Annotated in this window: 21 protein-coding genes; 18 read left to right on the top strand and 3 right to left on the bottom strand. The window is 51.5% G+C overall.

The features are described from left to right. Positions 1-18 precede the first annotated feature (18 nt). Complete coding sequence (locus QZV76_RS01375) at positions 19-225, top strand: cold-shock protein (protein WP_290595443.1); 207 nt, start codon at positions 19-21, stop codon at positions 223-225. Between the two features lie 78 nt (positions 226-303). On the opposite strand, the gene QZV76_RS01370 is transcribed toward QZV76_RS01375, so the two are convergent. Then, entirely contained in the window at positions 304-1,005 is a 702-nt protein-coding gene (locus tag QZV76_RS01370; RefSeq protein ID WP_290595442.1) for an IclR family transcriptional regulator, read from the bottom strand. A gap of 155 nt (positions 1,006-1,160) precedes the next feature. Here QZV76_RS01370 and leuC point away from each other — a divergent pair, with 155 nt between their 5' ends. The 3 genes from leuC (at position 1,161) to QZV76_RS01355 (ending at position 3,918) form a co-directional block, all read left to right on the top strand. Then, positions 1,161-2,594 carry a 3-isopropylmalate dehydratase large subunit gene (leuC, locus tag QZV76_RS01365; protein WP_290595441.1) on the top strand — a complete coding sequence of 478 codons (1,434 nt, stop codon included), beginning with the start codon at positions 1,161-1,163 and terminating at the stop codon, positions 2,592-2,594. Positions 2,595-2,625: 31 nt separating this feature from the next. After that, positions 2,626-3,213, top strand: a complete 588-nt coding sequence (gene leuD, locus QZV76_RS01360; protein WP_290595440.1) for a 3-isopropylmalate dehydratase small subunit — start codon at positions 2,626-2,628, stop codon at positions 3,211-3,213. Between the two features lie 261 nt (positions 3,214-3,474). Then, positions 3,475-3,918 (top strand): HU family DNA-binding protein, encoded by a 444-nt coding sequence (locus QZV76_RS01355; protein ID WP_290595439.1) that lies wholly within the window; start codon positions 3,475-3,477, stop codon positions 3,916-3,918. Positions 3,919-3,957: 39 nt separating this feature from the next. Here QZV76_RS01355 and QZV76_RS01350 read toward each other — a convergent pair whose 3' ends face one another. Further along, positions 3,958-5,013 carry an NUDIX hydrolase gene (locus tag QZV76_RS01350; protein WP_290595438.1) on the bottom strand — a complete coding sequence of 352 codons (1,056 nt, stop codon included), beginning with the start codon at positions 5,011-5,013 and terminating at the stop codon, positions 3,958-3,960. Positions 5,014-5,157: 144 nt separating this feature from the next. Here QZV76_RS01350 and QZV76_RS01345 point away from each other — a divergent pair, with 144 nt between their 5' ends. The 13 genes from QZV76_RS01345 to QZV76_RS01285 all read left to right on the top strand — a co-directional run bounded on the left by QZV76_RS01345 (position 5,158) and on the right by QZV76_RS01285 (position 19,298). Beyond that, positions 5,158-6,294 (top strand): D-alanine--D-alanine ligase family protein, encoded by a 1,137-nt coding sequence (locus QZV76_RS01345; RefSeq protein WP_290595437.1) that lies wholly within the window; start codon positions 5,158-5,160, stop codon positions 6,292-6,294. A 62-nt stretch (positions 6,295-6,356) separates the two neighbouring features. Next, positions 6,357-7,466 (top strand): AIR synthase related protein, encoded by a 1,110-nt coding sequence (locus QZV76_RS01340; protein WP_290595436.1) that lies wholly within the window; start codon positions 6,357-6,359, stop codon positions 7,464-7,466. Between the two features lie 95 nt (positions 7,467-7,561). Then, positions 7,562-8,251: a uracil-DNA glycosylase gene (locus QZV76_RS01335; protein ID WP_290595435.1), complete on the top strand. Its 690-nt coding sequence runs from the start codon at positions 7,562-7,564 to the stop codon at positions 8,249-8,251. Positions 8,252-8,256: 5 nt separating this feature from the next. After that, positions 8,257-10,575 carry an ATP-dependent DNA helicase RecG gene (gene recG / locus QZV76_RS01330; RefSeq protein WP_290595434.1) on the top strand — a complete coding sequence of 773 codons (2,319 nt, stop codon included), beginning with the start codon at positions 8,257-8,259 and terminating at the stop codon, positions 10,573-10,575. Between the two features lie 13 nt (positions 10,576-10,588). After that, positions 10,589-10,825, top strand: a complete 237-nt coding sequence (locus QZV76_RS01325; protein WP_290595433.1) for a biotin/lipoyl-containing protein — start codon at positions 10,589-10,591, stop codon at positions 10,823-10,825. Further along, positions 10,825-11,415, top strand: a complete 591-nt coding sequence (rsmD, locus tag QZV76_RS01320) for a 16S rRNA (guanine(966)-N(2))-methyltransferase RsmD (protein ID WP_290595432.1) — start codon at positions 10,825-10,827, stop codon at positions 11,413-11,415. Before QZV76_RS01325 ends, rsmD begins: the two co-directional genes overlap by 1 nt. Continuing rightward, positions 11,412-11,882 carry a pantetheine-phosphate adenylyltransferase gene (coaD, locus tag QZV76_RS01315; protein ID WP_290595431.1) on the top strand — a complete coding sequence of 157 codons (471 nt, stop codon included), beginning with the start codon at positions 11,412-11,414 and terminating at the stop codon, positions 11,880-11,882. Before rsmD ends, coaD begins: the two co-directional genes overlap by 4 nt. A gap of 100 nt (positions 11,883-11,982) precedes the next feature. Continuing rightward, positions 11,983-12,864, top strand: coding sequence for a DivIVA domain-containing protein (locus QZV76_RS01310; protein ID WP_290595430.1), 882 nt, complete (start codon positions 11,983-11,985; stop codon positions 12,862-12,864). Positions 12,865-12,939: 75 nt separating this feature from the next. Then, on the top strand, positions 12,940-13,599 hold the full coding sequence (locus QZV76_RS01305) for a YceD family protein (protein WP_290595429.1): 660 nt from the start codon (positions 12,940-12,942) through the stop codon (positions 13,597-13,599). A gap of 3 nt (positions 13,600-13,602) precedes the next feature. Continuing rightward, positions 13,603-14,493: a ribonuclease III gene (rnc, locus tag QZV76_RS01300; protein WP_366664339.1), complete on the top strand. Its 891-nt coding sequence runs from the start codon at positions 13,603-13,605 to the stop codon at positions 14,491-14,493. Positions 14,494-14,529: 36 nt separating this feature from the next. Further along, complete coding sequence (mutM, locus tag QZV76_RS01295) at positions 14,530-15,408, top strand: bifunctional DNA-formamidopyrimidine glycosylase/DNA-(apurinic or apyrimidinic site) lyase (protein WP_290595428.1); 879 nt, start codon at positions 14,530-14,532, stop codon at positions 15,406-15,408. 10 nt (positions 15,409-15,418) lie between these two features. Continuing rightward, positions 15,419-19,024 carry a chromosome segregation protein SMC gene (gene smc / locus QZV76_RS01290; RefSeq protein ID WP_290595427.1) on the top strand — a complete coding sequence of 1,202 codons (3,606 nt, stop codon included), beginning with the start codon at positions 15,419-15,421 and terminating at the stop codon, positions 19,022-19,024. Then, the gene (locus tag QZV76_RS01285; protein WP_290595660.1) at positions 19,017-19,298 is read left to right on the top strand and encodes an acylphosphatase; all 282 of its coding nucleotides are present in this window, start codon (positions 19,017-19,019) and stop codon (positions 19,296-19,298) included. The genes smc and QZV76_RS01285 overlap by 8 nt, the downstream gene beginning before the upstream one ends. An 8-nt stretch (positions 19,299-19,306) precedes the next feature. On the opposite strand, the gene QZV76_RS01280 is transcribed toward QZV76_RS01285, so the two are convergent. After that, a complete protein-coding gene (locus tag QZV76_RS01280; RefSeq protein WP_290595426.1) occupies positions 19,307-19,657 on the bottom strand; it encodes a hypothetical protein in 351 nt (116 codons plus the stop codon). 154 nt (positions 19,658-19,811) lie between these two features. Here QZV76_RS01280 and ftsY point away from each other — a divergent pair, with 154 nt between their 5' ends. Next, complete coding sequence (gene ftsY, locus QZV76_RS01275) at positions 19,812-21,320, top strand: signal recognition particle-docking protein FtsY (RefSeq protein ID WP_290595425.1); 1,509 nt, start codon at positions 19,812-19,814, stop codon at positions 21,318-21,320. The last annotated feature ends 91 nt before the right edge of the window (positions 21,321-21,411 follow it).

Raw genomic sequence — 21,411 nt, 5'->3', positions numbered from 1 at the left:
GGAAAGAAAGGAAACGCCATGGCAACGGGTACCGTTAAGTGGTTCAACTCAGAAAAAGGCTACGGCTTTATTACTCCCGATGACAACGGCGCTGATGTTTTCGTCCACTACTCCGAGATTGAGGGAGACGGTTTTCTCACGCTAGAAGAACACCAGCAAGTGGAATATGAACTAGGCGATGGTCGCCGTGGCCCGCAGGCTACAGGAGTGCGGGTTATCGGCTAAGAGAATTCCTGTAAGGAATACAACAGTAGAGGTACATCTTGTAGAAGATGTACCTCTATAGTTTTTCTACCTGTGTGTTTACAGGTGTTTAGTGATAACGCTCGATGCGGTTTTTAGGTCTGCTGCCCACATATTTGCAGGACGTTTAGCAATGCGGTCAATAGGGCCCGATACAGCGATGGCTGCTAGTACGGTGCCGCGTGCGTCGCGAACTGGTACGGAGACGCTTGCTACACCGGGTTCGCGTTCACCAATACTCTGTGCCCATCCACGTCGACGGGTATCGCGGAGTTGTGTTTCCGTAATTTCGCCTTCCGCCAGTATGGATCGTTGGATACTCATTTCTGCCCATGCGACCAGAACTTTAGAGGATGCGCCTACGTAGAGAGGAAGGTGCGCTCCTACCGGGACGCTATCTCGTAAACCCGTGGGTGGTTCAGATGTTGCTATACAGACGCGTTGTCCATTTTCTATGCGGTAAAGCTGTACTGATTCTCCCGTGATGTCGCGTAGGCGGGGGAGAATGAGATGGGCTGCTTCTAATAGTGTGTCTGTTGATTTGGCTGCAAGTTCGGCTAATGCGGGGCCAGGATGCCATAGTCCGGAGGTATCCCGGCTTAAGAGACGATGTAATTCCATTCCTACGGCAAGGCGGTGTGCTGTAGCGCGTGGAATTCCAGAGCGTTCACATAATTCATTGAGTGAGCAGGGTTCTTCTGCGACTGTTGTGAGGATAAGCATCGTCTTATCTAAGACGCCGATTCCGCTTGACTTTCCCATATTTTGACTGTAGCATCCCATTTTATGGGATGCAAATGCTGTGAGCCTGCCTCATTTCTTCACATAATGGTTCTTCCGCTCTCATTATAGGAACGAAAAGCTCTCGTATCTGCACCGCTTATCAGTAGTCTTGCGAAGGGAGCGTTACGACCACTATGCACGGCCCTAAAACTCTCGCCGAAAAAGTGTGGGAACAGCACGTTGTTGTACCTGGAGAAGGGGAAGGCGATGCCCGTCAACCCGATCTTATCTATATTGATCTGCAGCTTCTTCATGAGGTAACAAGCCCACAAGCTTTCGATGGACTGCGTCTTGCGGGACGCCGTTTACGCCGCCCTGATCTTACTGTCGCTACAGAAGATCACAACGTTCCCACCGTTCCTACGGTCGATGGTACTGTTGCTGATCCCACATCACGGGCACAGCTGGACGCTCTGCATAAGAATTGTCAAGAATTCGGGGTTCCCCTCTATCCCATGGGAAACCTTAACCAAGGTGTTGTCCACGTTATTGGTCCGCAGCTTGGTCTCACCCAACCCGGTATGACCATCGTTTGTGGTGACTCTCATACATCTACCCACGGGGCATTCGGTGCTTTAGCCTTCGGTATTGGCACCTCTGAGGTAGAGCACGTCATGGCCACTCAGACATTGCCTCTCAAGCCTTTTAAGACCATGTCCGTCACTGTCACTGGTGAAGTGCAGCCAGGAGTTACCGCCAAGGACATTATTCTCGCCATTATTGCGAAGATTGGTACCGCGGGTGGGCAAGGGCACGTTATTGAATACCGTGGCCCCGTCATAGAGAAACTCTCTATGGAAAGCCGTATGACCATCTGCAATATGAGTATTGAAGCCGGGGCACGGGCAGGCATGATCGCCCCCGACAGCGTCACCTTTAATTACCTCAAAGGACGCCCACATGCTCCCAAAGACGAACAATGGGACAAGGCTGTGGCAGCGTGGAAAGAACTTCGTACGGATGACGGCGCCACTTTTGATAAAGAAGTTGTCCTCAAAGGCGAAGACATCGAACCATATGTCACATGGGGTACCAATCCAGGTCAAGGAGTGGAACTTTCTGGAGTAGTTCCCAGCCCCGACGACTTTGCCGATGAGTCTCTGAAAGCCGCTTGTGAAAAAGCCCTCGCATATATGGATTTGACAGCAGGCACCCCCATGAGGGATATCGCCATCAATACAGTATTCGTTGGCTCCTGCACTAACGGGCGCATTGAAGACTTACGAGCTGCTGCGGATGTTCTCCGTGGTCGTACGGTGGCAGAAGGGGTTCGTATGCTTGTTGTTCCCGGATCCGGATTAGTAAAACAACAAGCGGAAGAAGAAGGCCTCGATGTAGTTTTCCGAGACGCCGGCGCGGAATGGCGTAACCCCGGTTGTTCCATGTGCCTGGGAATGAATTCCGACACAATGAATCCAGGAGATCGTTCCGCCTCTACCTCTAACCGCAATTTCGAAGGGCGACAAGGGAAAGGATCCCGTACCCACCTGGTAAGTCCCGCTGTTGCTGCGGCCTCTGCCGTATGCGGAACACTTGCTTCCCCCGCAGATCTTGCTCCCGTCCGATAATTGTCACTCCACTCGAAAGGGAACAGAAACCATGGAACCGTTCATCTCTCATAGTGGTGTTGGCGTCCCACTGCGTCGCTCTAACGTTGACACCGACCAAATTATCCCCGCAGTTTTTTTGAAACGCGTTACTCGCTCCGGTTTTGCCGATGGACTTTTCGCTGCTTGGCGAAATGATGAGAATTTCGTCTTGAACCAGGAACCCTATCGGCAGGGGAGTGTCCTTATTGCTGGACCAGACTTCGGCACGGGATCATCGCGTGAACACGCAGTATGGGCGTTAATGGACTATGGTTTTCGAGTAGTTCTCTCGCCGCGATTCGCGGATATCTTCCGTGGTAATGCTGCTAAATCGGGTCTTGTCGCGGGAGTGGTTGCGCAGGAAGACATTGAGAAGCTATGGGAGATAACAGAAGCCCATCCCGGTATGACCGTTACAGTCAGTTTAGAAGAGCGAACTGTCACCGCAGGCGACTATGTTGTTCCCTTTGAATTAGACGATTACACCCGGTGGCGTCTTATGGAGGGGCTCGATGACATTGATTTGACACTGCGACACGAAGACGAGATAGCCCAATATGAGATTAATCGACCATCGTACAAGCCAATTACTCGATAATTTATTCTGTAATTGCCCCTTAAACTTACCAATTTCGGCTATATTTTCAGTAGATCCCAGTTTTGGAAAACTAGAATCTACTAATTGTTATTCCGAGAAAAAGAATAACAACATGCTTATCCTTTGCGAAGTAGCGTGATTGCATGCTGCCCTCGCTAAAAGAGCGTATAACTGTTGTTACTGAGGATAGTTCACTATTCGAGTACAGATCTTAGAGTCTGTATCTCCCGAAGAGCTTTCTGAAGAACATCTGGAGGAACAATGAATAAAGCCGACATTGTGGCGGAATTGTCGCGCCGCATGGATATCGACCAGAACACGGCCACCAATGCACTAGAAAATATCCTCGACATTATCGTACGAAGCGTTGAACGCAACGAATCAGTAACCATTATGGGATTTGGTACTTTCGAGCGTCGCGACCGAGCTGCCCGTGTCGCCCGCAATCCTCATACCGGAGAAGCTGTTCCGGTAGCACCAACACAAGTACCCATGTTTCGTCCCGGCCAGTACTTCAGGGCTGTCGTTAAGGGTAAAGCTGAACTGCCCGAATCTGGAATATCTGTAAAACGCGTTGCTACCAATACTTTTGAATCTAATGCTTCCACTCTGAAAAAAGAGACAAAGGCAGCGAAGAAAGCAGCTAAAGCAGAAAAAAGTGGCAAAAAGGGGAAGAAGTCCAAAAAGAAGAAGTCTAAGAAATAGACTCGGCTTCGCCCTCTCTTTGCCACTTGTACAAAAGAATTACCGCACGGCTAGTGGGCTTGGTAGATAATCAGCGGCTTGTGCAACTCCGCAATTATCAACAAAAATGACCCACATTCCGCCTTTTTTACACTTACAGTTATGCGGTCCCCACGCTATTCCCTCGGCGGTCTCCATACTCCGCAGAAGGGACGGGATAACGCCACCCTGTGAACACACCATAGGTATTTGCCCCTGTGTTGCGTGCGTACACATTGTTTTCCAGAAGTTCAGTGTGTCATCTGGGTGATTAAGGGCGAATTCTTCGGAAAGAGCCTCTTCCGTGGGGAGAGATAAATTCAGTAAAAGTGCAGTGGGCTGTAGCGTTTGTACACACCGAATGCGGTCTGCAGCGAAAAGCTCAGTCATCCCGTAGGCGCTGGCAGCCTCCGCTAGTGCTGTGGCTTGCTGGCGTCCTACCGCATCGAGAGGGCGAAGGAAATCTCTGTTTCCTTCCCTGCGTTCTCCTGCACGACTATGCCGTACAAGAACCAGCGGATGCCATGTCACATCTATTTTCCGGAAACGGCGTAAGACTTTGCGATCAGACTCATATTGAACCTGTTGTTCAGCTTCGGGAAGTGTAAGCCACGCAATGCTGTCCACTTCGCTATTGACGTGGAATTCTCCACCAGTAACCTGCGCAGACCAGTAGTACACAATCTTTTGGCGGTCGCCTGATAGGGGATAGTGGACTCGTTTTAAGAATTTGCCCAACCGGACATCAAAACCAGTCTCTTCCGCAATCTCGCGGATAGCTGTCATAACGAGCGATTCACCAGGATCGACTTTTCCTTTGGGGATAGACCAATCGTCGTAGCGTTTGCGATGCTCGAGTAGAACCTCGATGTCGCCTTTTTCATTGCGACGCCACACAACGCCCCCCGCTGCAAGAACATAATTATTGGGGGAATTCCGAGCATCGATACGGTGTATAAACCACTTCCGCATTGATTGTGGATTCTCTGCTAGTAACGATCCCGTCTGAGAGGTGGGGGAAGAAACGGCAGATGCAGATATTTCCACGCTATTGTGGGGAGCAGAAGGAGAACTCATGAAAAACCTTTCCATAATCACCGCTATTTTAGGGCGATGAGGGGTCCTGCTCCTAGTTCGGACTAATTCATGCCTATTCGATGAGTGATAGCTAGGTATGCGGCCAGTAGGTATTTAGTTCGCCAATTAGGTATTTTTTAAAGCATGAAGAACACCACTGTTGCTGTTATCTACGGGGGCAATAGCCCCGAGCACTCAATCTCCTGTATTTCCGCTGCCAGCATTATGAAGGAGATGGGTCAGTACACAATTGTTCCCATTGGCATTACGAGAGACGGCGGGTGGTATCTTGGCGATGGTGACCTCGATAAACTTTCACAGCATGGCCGGAAACTGCCAGAAGTTACACCTACTCCGGGTAAAGAAGTAGCCCTTCTTCTAGACCCCACACGACGCGGCACCATTGTCTATACCAGTGGCGACCATGCAGGAGAAGAAGTAGCCACAATTGATGTTGTTCTTCCCGTTCTCCACGGCCCCAATGGTGAAGACGGCACCATTCAAGGTCTTTTTGAGCTAGCCGGGGTGCCCTACGTGGGGTGTGGGGTAGCAGCTTCTGCAAATTCCATGGATAAGGAATTTACCAAGGTTGTACTTGGCCATGCTGGTCTTCCCGTTGGTACGCAAGTAGTGATGCGCGCTGGTACCACTACGCTTACCGATTCTGAAAAAGACATGCTGGGGTTACCCGTGTTTGTGAAACCAGCTCGCGGCGGTTCTTCTATCGGTATCAGCAAAGTGACAACGTGGGAGGATTTTCCCGCCGCTGTCGACTTTGCCCGTACCTGCGATAGCAAAGTTATTGTGGAGTCCGCCATTAAAGGGCGCGAAGTGGAATGCGGCGTATTGGAATTCGCCTCCGGTGACGTACACGCATCACCCATTGCAGAAATTTGTATTCCAGAATCTACAAGCGAGTCCTCCGCGACAGTTACAAATGAGGAAGTTACAGAGCCTTCGGACGGTGGAAACTTCTACGACTTCGATACGAAATACCTTGACGACGTTATTAACGTCGACTTACCTGCCAAAGTACCGGAGAGTGTCAGCGACGAAGTTCGTGAATTAGCAGTGAAAGCTTTTCGTGCCATTGATGGAAAAGGTCTTGCTCGAGTGGACTTTTTCATTACAGAGCAAGGTCCTGTTATTAACGAAATCAACACATTCCCCGGATTTACCTCCATCTCCATGTACCCGAAAATGTGGGCAGCTCAGGGTGTGAGCTATCCCGATCTCATCGCCACTCTTATCGACACTGAGTTAGCCCGTCACACGGCCTAACCTGCATACTGCAATAAGAACGTGTTGAATGCGTAGGTATACGAGAAAGGGATGGAGTCACTATGGTAAGTGCTGACCCTATTGTCGCTGCCACTACCAACACGGACCTCCCCGACACTGGCTCCACTGTTGCTGATATTGGAGAATTTGCTCTCATTGATAGTGTTACGTGCCAGCCTCAGCATTCTTCCACTATTCTTGGGCCCGGTGACGATGCCGCTATTGTGTCAGCCCGCAACAGCAGAGCAGTTGTCAGCACAGACATCCTCATCGAGGGAGAACACTTTCGTCGCGACTGGTCCGACCCCTATTCCATAGGGCGCCGAGCAATTGCCCAAAACGCTGCAGATATTGAAGCCATGGGTGCCCATCCCACTGGGTATGTAGTTGCACTCGCCGCACCACGCGATACTCCCGCCACGTTTATCACGGAGATTGGTCGTGGCACAGTTGCGGAAGCACACCGCTCTGGTGCTGACATTGTGGGTGGAGATTTTTCTGCCGCGCAGCACATTGTTATTAGTGTGACAGCACTGGGAGAGATTGTCCCTCCTGTCCATATGCCAGTGCTACAAAATACTGCCGGAGTAGAAGAGGATATAGCTTTTGCCGGTATTCTCGGCTGGTCTGCTGCAGGTCTCGATATTCTTTCAGGTACGTTTGGGCAGCGAGGCGGATTCCTACGACATCCGCTTGTTCAGCGTGCATGCGAACTGTATCGCTGTCCTCATCCTCCCTATGGCTATGGGGCACGGGCTGCCGCCGACGGCGCAACAGCCATGACGGATGTTTCAGATGGTCTGCTAGTAGATCTGCAGCGCGTCATACAGCGATCGAACGATACAACCGGTGCCGGCAGTACTATGTTCACAGCCGATTTGTCCTATGAAAAAATAACAGAGATAGCAGGGGAATCTCTTCGAGAACTCGCTACTGTATGCGCAGCATATTCTTCTCACGCTATGGAAGAAGAACAGCTTCTCCGCACATGGGTCCTCTCGGGGGGAGAGGACCATGGCCTTCTCGCATTTTTCCCTCACAACAGTGCATTACCCGGTGGCTTTCATAAGATTGGCACTACTAGCACTGCGATGGCGGCAGATAGCGCACATCTTATTAGCATGGACGGTAACGGTATATCGACTATAGAAGGATGGGAATCTTTCGCTTAGCTCACAAGCTTTCCCTCACGTTCCCTCGCCTCTATTAGGTGTACTATGCCGTTGCCCACGATAACGCCTATTTTGTGAATACTGAGGAGCATACTGTGGCAGCACGTCCACTTGCGGAACTTATTGACCCCGGTTGGGCGGAGGTTCTTGCCCCCGTCGCAGACGATGTTGCCCGAATGGGAGATTTCCTCCGTAGTGAAATAGCTGCCGGCCGCGGATATCTTCCCGCCGGAAAAAATGTTCTACGAGCCTTCACACAACCTTTTGACCAAGTAAAAGTTCTTATCGTGGGACAGGATCCCTATCCCACCCCGGGACACGCAGTGGGGTTAAGTTTCTGCGTGGACCCGGCCGTACACCCGCTACCACGTAGCCTCAGTAATATTTTCCAGGAATACTCCACAGATTTAGGGTACCCCACCCCAGCGAATGGGGATCTCACCCCATGGACCAAAGAAGGAGTTCTTCTCCTCAACAGAGTGCTCACCGTCCGACCCGGCGCGCCCGCATCTCACCGTGGTAAAGGATGGGAAAACGTCACCGAATGCGCCATTAATGCACTCGTCGCTCGAGATGCCCCACTTGTAGCAATCTTGTGGGGCCGTGACGCCCAAACTCTTACCCCACAGCTAGGATCCACCCCAATTATCGCTTCAGCACACCCCTCTCCACTATCCGCCTCTCGCGGTTTCTTCGGTTCTCGACCTTTCAGCAAAGCCAATGAAAAACTCATTGCGCAAGGAGCCACACCCGTCAATTGGCGACTTCCGGTTGCAGGAGAATAATCCTCATGCATGTCGATGATTACCTAGCAAGTATTCTCCCCACAAAAGTGGCACACAGTCTGGGGGAGGGGCTGGGTATTCACACAGTGGAGGATCTTATCTATCATTTCCCCCGCCGTTATATCCAGGGCCGCATGGTTTTTGACCCTTCCACAACCACTGATGGAGACAGTGTGATGGTGCGAGGGCGCGTCATACGCGCCGACCTGTCTCGCATGCGGCAACGTAAAGGATACATTCTGCGCGTTACTGTTATATCCGGAGACACACCCATCAACGTGGCGTTTTTCCATCCACACGGCATTGCACGTGTCCTTACCGAAGGAACAGAAGTTCTCCTCGACGGGACTATCCAACGACGCGGGAGGTTCTTCGATATGAGCCACCCGAATTTTTTAGTACTCCGCAAAAATGCTCCCGCCATCGCCGGCGGACAATTCGCCAAACTCCTCCACGTAACCAAGATTGTCGGCAGCACAGCGGTAAATACACCCACTGCCACCTCCGCAGAACTCACCTCTGAAGATCTTCATAAAGATGGGCTTACGGGAGTGGACCCCACTATTATCGAGCTGCTCAACCGGCCGATTATTCCCGTCTACGCAGCCGCCAGTGGAGTGTCATCGTGGCTTCTCATGGTGCTCATTGAAAAAATTCTTCCCCAAGTAGCACCCTTCCCCGAAGTGCTACCACAGGAGCTTCTCGACCGTCACCACCTGATTCCCCTCGATACCGCACTACGAACAATTCACACGCCTACCACCTCCGCCGACATTATCGCGGCACAAGAACGCCTCCGCTACGATGAAGCAGCCAGTCTACAAATGGCGCTTTTACAGCAACAGCAGGAACGTCACGCCCATCAGGCGCCAGCCTGCCCACCACACAGCGAGGGCCTTGTTACCGCCTTGCAGCAGCGATTGCCCTACCGCCTCACCGCTGGGCAAGAAAAAGTACTTGCCGAAATCTCTACAGACATTAGTCAACCCCACCCCATGAACCGTCTCCTTCAAGGTGAAGTAGGCTCCGGCAAAACCATTGTGGCCCTTCTCAGTATGCTGCAAGCCGTCGATAACGGCTACCAGGCAGTCCTCATGGCCCCCACAGAAGTCCTTGCTTACCAACACGCGTCCAGTATCCGAGAACTTCTCGGGGAACTCGGTACGGCAGACCAACTCACATTCACAGATTCTGCCAACTCTGCTGACTCTGCTCAACAAAGCACAGCACCGACCCCACAAACCGCAGTGACCCTCCTCACCGGATCGCTATCCACAGCTGCCAAACGACAAGCCCTCCTCGACATAATGACAGGCCAAGCCGGCATCATTATCGGTACTCAAGCACTTCTCCAAGAAGGCGTAGAATTCTTCCGCCTCGGCCTCGTCATCATCGATGAACAACACCGTTTCGGAGTCCGGCAACGAGAAATCCTCTCTCACAAAGGCCCCGCCGATAGCACACCCCACACGCTGGTCATGACCGCCACCCCCATCCCGCGCACCATCGCCCTCACCAGCTTCGGAGACCTCACCATCTCCACCCTGAAAGATCTCCCACGCGGACGTGCACCCATCACCACCACCGTCATTAACACCAATATGCACCCCACCTGGGTACCGCGCATCTGGCAAAGAATATGCGAAGAAGTCCACCAAGGACACCAAGCCTACGTCGTCTGCCCAGCCATTGACGACAGCGATAATAGCGACCTTGCCACCGTCACCCGCACATACAATGACCTCACCGCCGGGCCCCTCGCAGGCCTACGCGTCGGTCTCCTCCATGGACGGCTCAGCACAGACGAAAAAACCGCCGTCATGGACTCCTTCAGCTCCCACGAATGTGATGTACTGGTGTGCACAACAGTCATTGAAGTAGGAATCGACGTTCCCAACGCCACAATGATGGTCGTTGTAGACGCAGACCGATTCGGCGTTAGCCAACTCCACCAACTCCGCGGTCGTGTCGGCCGTGGAAACGCGCCGGGCCTGTGCCTACTACTAACTGATTGCGACCCTGCATCATCGGCAGAGAAGAGACTAACTGCAGTGGAAGCCTCCACAGACGGTTTCTATCTAGCCCGGGTCGATCTTGCACAGCGACGAGAAGGAAATCTCCTGGGAACAACACAAGCTGGATTGACAATGCCGCTTCGTGTACTTGATATTGCACACGACGAGGATGTTGTGGCTGACGCGCGAGACGATATGGAAGAACTACTGAAGAACTCTTCATCTGAGTGGTCCACCCAGTATCCTGGATGGGCAAACGTCGTTGCGAAAGTTGCGTCCCAGAGCGGCGTTTACTACCCACATGGATAGATACACTGAGAATATGACGAACAACCAGAACACACCAGAGCCGCTGCGCATAGTGGCGCCGCTAGCCGGTATATGGCGCCGCACTATGCCGCAAGATAGCCCGGTGTCACAGGGGGATGTGGTCGGCTACGTTGAAGCCATCAAACTAGATGCTGCAGTTGTTGCCCCAGCAGCCGGAACCGCTCACTATCTACTGAATGATGACTTCGTCAATGTAGACGGCGGAGACCCTCTTGCAGAGATACAGTAATGCGTATCGTTTCTGGTAGCGCACGTGGCCGCAGACTTTTCTCCCCGCCAAGCAGTACCCGTCCCACAACCGACCGTGTACGGGAAGCACTTTTTAACAGTCTAGATACTCTTCTGGAGTGGGATACCACAACTGTGCTTGATCTCTACGCGGGATCAGGGGCAGTGGGGTTGGAGGCCGCCTCCCGGGGAGCCAAAGCCGTCACTCTTGTAGAAAAAAACGGGGCAGCTGTAGCATCCGCAGAACGCAATAAGGCTGTGGTAGACGTGCCGGGAGTAACAATTGTGCGAAGGTCTGTACAGGCATTTCTAGCTGCCCACGGCAATGCTGAGACAGATGCGTTTACTCCCTATGATCTAGTTTTTGCAGATCCGCCTTATACACAAGTAGAAGAGGACTGGCCGGGCATTCTGGAGTCTTTAATAGACAATGGCTGGGTTGCTGACGGGTCCGTTATTGTCCTTGAGCGTTCCTCCCGCGATGCGCCCACGCAATGGCCAGAGTACTACCGCGAATATCGATCAAAAAAGTATGGAGAAACTCGTATCGACATCGCAATTGTCGATAATACGGGTAGTCTAGCTGCATGAGCACTGTAGTTTGCCCAGGGTCTTTTGACCCTCTTACGTATGGGCATGTCGATATTGTGCGGCGCGCTGCGCAGCTTTTTGACAACGTTATTGTGTGCGTCGCCCATAACCCAAACAAACAGGGGCTTTTCACAGTTGCGGAGCGTCTTGAAATCCTGCAGGAAGGGTTTTCCGATATCCCTAACGTTACAAGCGATTCTTTTGCGGGACTACTAGTTGATTACTGCACGAATGTAGAAGCATGTGCGGTGGTGAAGGGTATTCGGTCTAACCAGGACTATGAGTATGAGTTGCCTATGGCCCACGTCAATAAACAACTCTCTGGGATTGACACTATCTTTTTACCGACATCCCCAGAGCTCAGTTTTATTTCCTCTAGTGTGGTGAAAGAAGTTGTTCGTTTTGGTGGGGATGCTAGTGGACTTGTTCCTCCGATAGTTCTGAAAAAGCTTCTTAAACGACTGTAAGTTATGCAGGTCAGGCGACACACCGAGGCACTTTCCCACAAAATCGCTGAAGATTCGGCACACTAGAGATGACCATTAAAAAAGAAGGGTAGGACCACTCATGTTCCACGTTTTTGAAGCACTTGACGAACTTGTCGCCATGATTGAAGAAGCTCGTGGCCTACCAATGTCTTCTCAATGTATGGTGCCCCGCTCCGATGCCCTTTTACTACTTGACGAAATTCGTGACGCTCTCCCCGGCGAGCTAGATGATGCCCAGGATGTTCTTGATAAACGGGACACTCTTGTTAACGATGCCAATGATTATGCAGAAACCACCAAGAACGAGACTAATGCGCAGGTAGACCAGCAGTTGGCGGAGGCGCGAGCAGATGCAGATCGCATGATTGCGGAGGCCAAGGACAAAGCTGACCGTATGCTTGCCGAGGCTACCAACAATTCCGCAGTATTGATGTCCGATGCGGAAAACGAGTCCAATCGGATACTGCATGAAGCACAACATGAGTATCAAACTGTCACGGACCGTGCACAAACTGAGGCAGAGAGACTCCTCGCCAAAGCCAATGATGATTATGAAGCTAGCGTGGCAGCAGGTCGTGCCGAGCAGGCCCGTTTAGTAAGTGAGTCAGAAGTCGTCAAAAAATCGCGGGAAGAAGCTACCCGCATTGTCGATGCTGCTCATGTTGAGGCAGACCGGATGCGTGGAGACTGCGATGTTTATGTCGATACGAAACTAGCCGAGTTTGAATCCATTCTTAACACTACGTCACGCGAAGTTCTCAACGGTCGCAAACAGTTGCGTTCCACTGCTGGTGTAGCAGAGCGTAGCGATGATTATCAGAACTATCAGCCTACAGGCGCAGTGTACGACGAGAACGTTGATGAGGACTATAACGGGTCCTACAACGCTGGCTACAATGCTGACTACAACGACGACTCTCAGCAGGGCGACTACGCCCCCTATAATGACGGGTACCAGTAATTATCTATTGGACTATCTGACTGCAGGGTGTTGTAGCTGGTGTCTCCTTAAGCTGTGACACGTTAAACTAAGTCTGTGACTACGAATACCTCCGAGAACGAATCAAAATTCGTCCTGGACGTGCGTCCGCTGGGACGTGCCGCCGGGAATCATCACCATATTGATCGTGTTTTCCTCATAGATGAGCCCATCGGGTTAGACCTTATTGCTATTCCTGCAGGTAGCCCAGTCTCCGCGGATTTAGAATTAGAAGCTGTTACCGAAGGTATTTTGGTGACGGGGGTTATTGCTGGTCCTACCACAGGGCAGTGTGTCAATTGTCTTAGCGAAATTCATGGGACAGTGGAGGCCTCGTTAACTGAACTGTTCGTCTACCCAGATTCAGAGACAGCTAATACTATCCAGGATGATGACGAAGTATATGTCTTAGACGACCCCACGCAATTGGATCTAGAGCAGGCTATCATCGATGCAGTGTGTCTCGCTTTGCCGTTTGCCCCCTCGTGTTCTTCTGTGGAGGGACACCCGTGCCCCGAAGATGCCGAAATGCCCGAGATTGATGGTGTTTCAGGGGAGGATAATGATCTGATTGATCCACGATGGGCAGCCCTGGAGAAATTCCAAAATCTTGCGTTTTTAAATGATGCTGCCACAGAACCCACCGCTGATGACACAGATGACGCCTCTGCAGACAGTAAAGAATCTGCAGGTAGCGAAGAAAAGAAAGAGGGATAGTTTATGCGTATCCCCTCTGAGTGGGACCTTCCAGCAGGATGGGACTCCGTCGATTATCAACCACTGCTGGATTGTCTGCATGTTGATCTGCCACGGGAACTTCTTATCCACGCATTGTGTCACCGCTCCTATGCGTATGAACATCCCGGTATCCCCAATAACGAAAGACTAGAGTTTCTCGGCGACTCTGTGTTAAGCATTTGTGTCACTGAACAGCTCTTCCGTCAATACCCTGAGCGTTCCGAAGGCGAACTAGCAAAAATGCGTGCCAATATCGTGTCCGGTTTTTCCCTGGCGCGCATAGCGAACACATTGGGGACAAAGGGTCTAGGCGAATATCTTCTGCTGGGCAGGGGAGAAGAGATGACGGGAGGCCGCAGCAAAGAATCAATTCTTGCCGATGCGACAGAAGCCCTATTCGGAGCGACCCACATCACCCATGGCATTGAGGTAAGCCGGCGTGTTGTGCTGGGGCTTATGCAGCCGCTTATCGATAATGCTGGTACGGCAGGAATAAGCCTCGATTGGAAGACTAGTCTGCAAGAATATGCTGCTAGCCACTACAATTCTGCTCCCACTTACTACATCACGTCTACCGGCCCGGACCATGCTAAAGAATTCTTTGCAACAGGCATTATTGCTGGGCGTGCTTTTGGAACTGGAGCCGGCACAAACAAGAAGAAAGCTGAGCAAGCCGCTGCGAAAAATACGTGGGAGGCTATTCAGGAACACCATCCAGGAGTTCCTATCTCGAAGCAAGTAGAAGCTACGCTAGCTGGTATGCCCGCCCATGATGTTGATCTCGATGAGAATCCAACAATGCCGCGTTACGCACTCGATAATGGTGGTTTTTCTACTTCGGCAGTAACGCTGACCTCACCGGCGGAACACTAACGACAAGACAGTCAGAATACTAGTGACGGAATACTAGTGCCAGAATTACCTGAAGTTGAAGTAGTACGTCGCGGTCTCGCCAACCACCTCACCGGCGCTACTCTTCATAATGTTGAGATTACGCATCCCCGTACGGGAAGACGCTATCCCGGAGGAAGTATCGCCTTAGCAGCAGCTCTTGAGGGTGCCACCGTCACCACAATTGATCGGAGGGGTAAGTATCTATGGTGTGTTCTACAAACGCTATCGGATACACCACAGGCGCTTCTCATACATTTAGGAATGAGCGGCCAACTCATTATGGATGAGCAGGAAACACTGCCGCGTCCACACTGCCGCATGCACGCCTCTATTGGTGCAGGACGTAGTATCAGCTTCGTCGACCAACGTACCTTTGGATATCTCACACTGGATGAGCTAGTACATGACGTTCATGCCGACAGATGGGTACCGAGTCTGGCACGCCACATTGCCCCAGATCTCCTTGAAGACTGCTTTAATGCGGAAGCAGCAGCACGAGAATTACGGAAGCACCGCGTCCCCATCAAAACCGCCCTACTGAACCAAGAAATTGTTTCCGGCATTGGCAATATCTACGCAGATGAAGCATTGTGGGCAGCACAGATCCATGGCGCTCGTTTTGCCTCCGGACTGTCCTATACGCAACTCACGCGTATCCTTACCGAGGCACAGAGCGTTATGCGGAAAGCTCTCGCTGTGGGCGGCACATCGTTTGATAGTCTCTACGTCAATACTGCAGGAGAACCCGGATATTTTGCGCGGTCACTCCACGCCTACGGCAAAGCTGGTACACCCTGCGACCGCTGTGGTACACCGCTCACCTCTGTTGTTATAGGTGGACGTTCCCACACATTCTGCCCACATTGTCAGAAACCACCCGCACGAACCAGGTAGAATTCACCACATGTACCTCAAGAGTCTGACCCTCAAAGGCTTCAAGTCCTTTGCCTCGTCAACGACTCTCCGATTTGAACCCGGCATTTGCGCTATCGTCGGCCCCAACGGATCCGGCAAATCCAATGTGTTAGATGCTCTCACCTGGGTCATGGGGGAGCAGGGTGCAAAAGCTCTCCGTGGCGGAAAAATGGAAGACGTCATCTTCGCCGGTACACCCACTAGAACAGCACTTGGACGTGCAGAAGTCACCCTCACCATCGACAATAGCGATGGTGCTCTTCCCATTGAATACACTGAAGTATCTATCACTCGGCGCATGTTCCGGGACGGCGCTAGCGAATACGAAATCAATGGGGATCGCGTCCGCCTCATGGACGTACAAGAACTACTCTCCGACTCCGGCATCGGCCGCGAAATGCATGTCATCGTCGGGCAGGGAAAACTTGCTGAAATCCTCGAGTCCCGTCCCGAAGAACGCCGCGCTTTCATCGAAGAAGCTGCAGGTGTTCTCAAACACCGCCGACGCAAAGAAAAAGCACTCCGAAAACTGTCCGCTATGCAGGGCAACCTCGACCGAGTTAATGACCTCACCAAAGAACTCCGCCGCCAACTCAAACCCCTCGGCAGGCAAGCAGAAGCCGCCCGACGAGCCCAAACTATTCAAGCCGACGCCCGTGACGCCAAACTTCGACTTGCTGCCGATGATCTTGTCCAGCACCGCCATGAAGCAACACAATACACACAGCTTCAGCAGGAGAAAGCTACACAGTATAAGGAAGCAGAAGTACGGTTGCAGCAGCTAACTGCTGCTGTTACTGCTGCCGAGACTGAACTGGCGGAGCTTTCCCCAGCACTGGATAAAGCTCAACAGAACTGGTTTGACCTTTCAGCCCTCTCGGAACGGGTGGCAGCAACACTTCGTATTGCAGAAGACCGTGCCCGGCATCTCCGTGCAGAACCTGAACCTCATTTTGGGGCAGACCCAGACCAATTAGAACAACAAGCAAAAGAAGCTGCGCAGGAGGAAGCTTCTTTTACCGAAGCACTTACCGTCGCTAAGCGCACGCTGCAGGATGCTGCGCATGCGCGGGCGGAAGCCGAAGAATATGCACAAGCTGTTGAGAAAAAACGGCTGGCAGCTATGCGTGCTGTTGCTGATAGGCGGGAAGGTATTGCCCGTCTTGCTGGAGCTATTCAGTCCACAAAAAATGCCATTTCAACGGCGGAAACACAAGCATCTCGCTACAGTGAGGAACTTGCCGATGCTCGTCAACAATGTCTTTCTACGCAGCAGGAAACAGCAGAAGCAGAGACGCGGCTGCGCGAGTTAGAAAACGCAGAGCAACATCTCAATGATCGCTACGACCAAGCAATTGCCGAACGTGATAGTGCCGAAGAACGCTGCACAGAACTACGTAATGAAGAACGTGCTGCCGAAAAGACAGCAGCGGCGCTTCATGCACGTATAGAGGCTCTTTCTCTTAACCTAGCGGCTGGGGATGCTGCCACATGGCTTCACGATCATGCGGAACAATTTGGTATCTCTGGAAAACTTGCTGAAAAAATCACGATTGTCCCGGGATGGGAGGGGGCTATTGCTGTAGCTTTGGGGGAAGCTAGCTCCGCCCACACTATCTCCACCACGCGTCATGCCCATGACGCTATTACATCTCTGCGAGAAGGCTCCATTGGCCGCTCCATGTTCCTTATTGAAAGCCATGATGTGGACACGTTCCGCCTGGATAGCGATTTACCAACAGGTGCACAGTGGGCACTTGATGTTGTTACTGTTCCTGATTCACTACAAAGTGCGGTGACAACATTACTTGTAGATGTTGTTCTTGTAGAAGATTTGGAAACTGCAGACAAAGTTATTGCTGGCGACCGCAGACTCCGCGTTTTTACCCGCAATGGAGATTCTTGCGGATGGGGATGGACGTCGGGTGGTCCTCGCACTGCACATAGCGCTGTAGAGCTTCAAGTAGCTATTGAGGAAGCCCGTAAAAACGAAAAAGCTGCCCTCAACAACGTCGAAAAAGCACAAGCTGCTCTACGCGGTGCAGAAGATGATTACCGCACTCGTACTGAAGCTGCCGCACAGGCACAAGCAGCTCTAGTTGAATCCGACTCGGCAATTACGACGCTTACCAAGGAACTCGCTCGCCTTACGGCTAGTGGGCGTGCAGCTACTCTGCACAAGGATCGTCTTACTGAGCAACGCAATCAAGCGGAAGAACAACAGCGTACATTGATGGCAGAGCTCACAGATCTCGAGGAGCGGCAGCGTCTTGCTAGTGAGGAGCAAGAAGAACCCACGTTATTCGACGATACTGCCACTACTGAGGCTGCCGCTGCAGTAGCCCACACGCGGGCTGCTGAGATGGAGGCTCGTCTTGCTGTTCGTACCGCGGAAGAACGTTCAACCCACATACATGGACGTGCTGATTCTCTGCACCGTCAAGCAATGCGGGAGCGTGATTTGCGGAAACGCGCTGCGCGTCGAGCTGCCACTCGACAACAAGCACTTGCCATTATTGCTGCTGTTCAGGAAGCAGGGGAAGATCTCCAAGCTTCACTCCGTCAGCATCTCGCAATAGTGGAGGAGCATCGCCAGCATCTGGCGGCTCAACAAACGAAGCTCACTGAGCACCTTACTACCACCCGTCAGCAGTGTCGTGATGCTCAAGTTGAATGTGAGCAATTACGGGATGCTACCCATAAAGATGAACTATTGCGTGCTCAAGCGGCAGAGCGGTTGCGTCTTATGGAAGAACAGATCTTGGATGATCTGGGGATGGGAGCGGATGACCTCCTCGCAGAGTATGGTCCCGATGTGCCACTTCCGCCGTCTGCTCTGGAAATGCAGGAATATGAGGAAGCGAAAGAGCGTGGCGAAAACGTCAGCAAACCACAGTCATTGCCATACGATCGGGAACAGCAGCAAACACGTCTGCGCATAGCAGAACGAGAATTAGCACGCTTAGGGAAGGTAAACCCACTAGCATTAGAGGAATTCGCGGCCCTGCAAGAACGCTATAGTTTCCTCTCCACCCAGCTAGAGGACATTAAAAAAGCGCGCCAGGATCTTCTTGGTGTCGTCGACGATGTTGATGAACGCATCCAAACGGTCTTTGCGGAAGCCTTCCACGATGTAGCACGTGAATTCGTCACTGTTTTCGCCACACTCTTCCCGGGAGGTGAGGGGCGGCTTTACCTTACTGACCCAGACGACATGTTGAATACGGGTGTTGAGGTAGAAGCTCGACCTCCGGGAAAGAAAGTTAAACGGCTTTCGTTGCTTTCCGGTGGAGAGAAATCATTAACTGCTATAGCGATGCTCGTCGCTATCTTTAAAGCACGTCCGAGTCCGTTCTATATTCTCGATGAGGTCGAGGCTGCGTTAGATGAAACTAACCTGCATCGGCTCCTGGGATTATTTAAAGAGCTGCAGGAACATTCACAGCTTCTGATTATTACTCACCAAAAACAGACAATGGATCTTGCTGATGTGCTCTACGGTGTGACGATGAAGGGTGACGGTGTTACTCGCGTTATCTCGCAGCGTATGCATCCAGTACAGCGCATAGATTCAGCAGAGCAGCATGATGAATGACGATACAGTTCGGCTTGATGCATGGGTACATGGCTATGTACAAGGCGTTGGTTTCCGCTGGTGGACTCGGTGTCGAGCCCTAGAACTTGGTCTGGTGGGAAGCGCCACTAATAAGAGCGATGGGAGAGTCCATGTTGTTGCGGAAGGAACTCGCTCCAGCTGTGAACACTTAGTGGAGTTGCTCCGTTCGGGGAGTACCCCGGGACGTGTTGATCTAGTTGTGGAAAACTATACACGTCCGCGCGGTTTACCAGCAGGTTTTTACGAGCGTTGACGTGTTGTTTAGGGGCGCGGATGAATAGTGAAACCTTGGGACTGTACTTCTCGCTGCAATGCCATGGCTTCCTGAGCTAGATCGAGCCCCTTCTTTGAGCGAGCCATGAGGCGTACTCCGCTAATCTCAGAAACCCATTGCTCTGGTTGTCGCGTTAGTGTTTCTCCAAGGTCATCAGCCATGCCTACAAAAATATCCCCGTTTGTGAAAATAAAAACGTAAAGGCCGGGAACACAAGAAAAGCGCCGTTGGTACTTCAGTGATGTTGATTCTGCGTAGGGAATTTCAGGTCGGAAACCGCGTTTATCAGCCCATTCGTTAATAGTGGCTCGCATGTCATCAGCAGTTATAGCACTCATTGGAATCCTTCTGGATAAGGCATAGCATTATTTTTTACTAGTGTTGTCTTTATTATTGTGATGGCTATAGGGCTAACACCAAATCCACGTCTTCTTTTCTCATTTTGTGGAGTCTCGTTCTGCAAGGATCGTCAGAACCTGCCACACTATTAGCGTGGATACTAATACTCTTATCGCGACAATCATCGGTATTGTCATTGGCGTTGTTATTGTTGCTGTTGCAATTACTCTTGCCGTAGGAGCCAAGAAAAAGAAGCAAGATGCTATCTCGTTTTCTGAGAAAGAGCAGCTTGAAGGCAAAGAACGAAGTGGCTCATACAATGCGGGTGGGCAATTTTCTTTCTCGGAAGGAGAAGGAAAACTTAAAGATACGGTGCCTCTTCAACAGTCTGCGCCGAAAGTATCTCAACAATCTGTAGATACGACACTTTCTAAGAAAGAATCGGTACGGGAAGAATCTGCTATTGCAGAACCCAATAATTCTGTCGATACCTCAGCTGAAATTACTCCCGACACTAGTGTTGGCATCGGTACCGAAAGTGCTGCTGAAACTGCCGCCGAAACTAGCGAAGAGACTCACAGTGAACCCAGTACTGGCACTGTTCCTGTTGCTGTCCCTATTGCTACCCCTGCAAGCACCGATGTTTCTATCCCTGTAGATAATGGTGCAGAACCAACTGATACGGCTACTGTTGAAGAATCAGTAGATGAGACAGAACATACAGTAGAAAAAGAAAAAGTTCCTTCTGCACAAGGTCGTCTTTCTCATTTACGTGGTCGTCTCGCTCGTTCTAATAACGTTTTCTCCAAGGGACTTCTTGGTATTCTCGGTGCTGGGGACCTAGACGAAGACGCCTGGGAAGAAGTTGAAGATACTCTCATCATGGCGGATCTGGGGACGACTATCACTATGCGTGTAGTGGACCGCTTGCGGGATGAACTCGCTAGTTCAAACATCCGCGATGAAGCAGGTGCGCGCGCTCTGCTCCGTGACATTCTTATAGAGGAATGCCACCCGGAGATGGATCGCTCTCTCAAAGCTCTTCCACATGATGATCACCCGGCAATTCTCCTTATGGTGGGTGTGAATGGTACTGGTAAAACGACAACTACTGGCAAACTCGCACGTGTACTGGTGGGGGATGGTAGACGAGTACTACTAGGTGCTGCAGATACATTCCGTGCTGCTGCCGCTGATCAGCTCCAAACATGGGGAGATCGTGTAGGAGCCACTACTATTCGTGGCGCTGAGGGATCTGACCCTGCTGCTATTGCCTTTGATGCTGTAGACGCTGGAGTACAGCAGAATGTTGATGCAGTCCTTATTGACACTGCTGGCCGTCTTCACACTAAGACCGGTCTTATGGATGAACTCGGCAAGGTGAAACGGGTGGTATCAAAGAAGGCTAGTGTTGATGAAGTACTTCTTGTTCTTGATGCCACAGTTGGTCAGAACGGTATTCTGCAGGCAAAAGAGTTTAAGAATGTCGTCGACATTACCGGGGTTGTGCTCACCAAACTAGATGGTACGGCCAAGGGTGGCATTGTTTTCCAAGTTCAAGAAGAACTGGGTGTGCCAGTGAAGCTTGTGGGATTAGGTGAAGGGACGGATGATCTTGCACCCTTCGAACCGGCTGCTTTTGTTGATGCACTTTTAGCATAGATATTTCGTCATTTATGGCAATGGAGTTGTTCTACCTGCGCTTGTCGGAGCCGACAACGCTTCTGCGCGGGTAGACGGGTAACATGAGGGA

Origin of the sequence: Lawsonella sp., from assembly GCF_011525565.1 — a bacterium.
Lineage (GTDB): Bacteria > Actinomycetota > Actinomycetes > Mycobacteriales > Mycobacteriaceae > Lawsonella > Lawsonella clevelandensis_A.
This window is presented reverse-complemented; position numbering and strand designations above follow the sequence as displayed.

What these genes read in the sequence shown, in the direction of transcription:
- QZV76_RS01355 (WP_290595439.1), top strand. Translation starts at nt 3,475, where the DNA reads ATGAATAAAGCCGACATTGTGGCGGAATTGTCGCGCCGCATGGATATC.
- QZV76_RS01370 (WP_290595442.1), bottom strand. Translation starts at nt 1,005, where the DNA reads ATGGGAAAGTCAAGCGGAATCGGCGTCTTAGATAAGACGATGCTTATC.
- QZV76_RS01340 (WP_290595436.1), top strand. Translation starts at nt 6,357, where the DNA reads ATGGTAAGTGCTGACCCTATTGTCGCTGCCACTACCAACACGGACCTC.
- smc (WP_290595427.1), top strand. Translation starts at nt 15,419, where the DNA reads ATGTACCTCAAGAGTCTGACCCTCAAAGGCTTCAAGTCCTTTGCCTCG.
- QZV76_RS01280 (WP_290595426.1), bottom strand. Translation starts at nt 19,657, where the DNA reads ATGAGTGCTATAACTGCTGATGACATGCGAGCCACTATTAACGAATGG.
- coaD (WP_290595431.1), top strand. Translation starts at nt 11,412, where the DNA reads ATGAGCACTGTAGTTTGCCCAGGGTCTTTTGACCCTCTTACGTATGGG.
- QZV76_RS01345 (WP_290595437.1), top strand. Translation starts at nt 5,158, where the DNA reads ATGAAGAACACCACTGTTGCTGTTATCTACGGGGGCAATAGCCCCGAG.
- QZV76_RS01310 (WP_290595430.1), top strand. Translation starts at nt 11,983, where the DNA reads ATGTTCCACGTTTTTGAAGCACTTGACGAACTTGTCGCCATGATTGAA.
- QZV76_RS01375 (WP_290595443.1), top strand. Translation starts at nt 19, where the DNA reads ATGGCAACGGGTACCGTTAAGTGGTTCAACTCAGAAAAAGGCTACGGC.
- QZV76_RS01325 (WP_290595433.1), top strand. Translation starts at nt 10,589, where the DNA reads ATGACGAACAACCAGAACACACCAGAGCCGCTGCGCATAGTGGCGCCG.
- rsmD (WP_290595432.1), top strand. Translation starts at nt 10,825, where the DNA reads ATGCGTATCGTTTCTGGTAGCGCACGTGGCCGCAGACTTTTCTCCCCG.
- QZV76_RS01285 (WP_290595660.1), top strand. Translation starts at nt 19,017, where the DNA reads ATGAATGACGATACAGTTCGGCTTGATGCATGGGTACATGGCTATGTA.
- recG (WP_290595434.1), top strand. Translation starts at nt 8,257, where the DNA reads ATGCATGTCGATGATTACCTAGCAAGTATTCTCCCCACAAAAGTGGCA.
- leuD (WP_290595440.1), top strand. Translation starts at nt 2,626, where the DNA reads ATGGAACCGTTCATCTCTCATAGTGGTGTTGGCGTCCCACTGCGTCGC.
- leuC (WP_290595441.1), top strand. Translation starts at nt 1,161, where the DNA reads ATGCACGGCCCTAAAACTCTCGCCGAAAAAGTGTGGGAACAGCACGTT.
- rnc (WP_366664339.1), top strand. Translation starts at nt 13,603, where the DNA reads ATGCGTATCCCCTCTGAGTGGGACCTTCCAGCAGGATGGGACTCCGTC.
- QZV76_RS01350 (WP_290595438.1), bottom strand. Translation starts at nt 5,013, where the DNA reads ATGAGTTCTCCTTCTGCTCCCCACAATAGCGTGGAAATATCTGCATCT.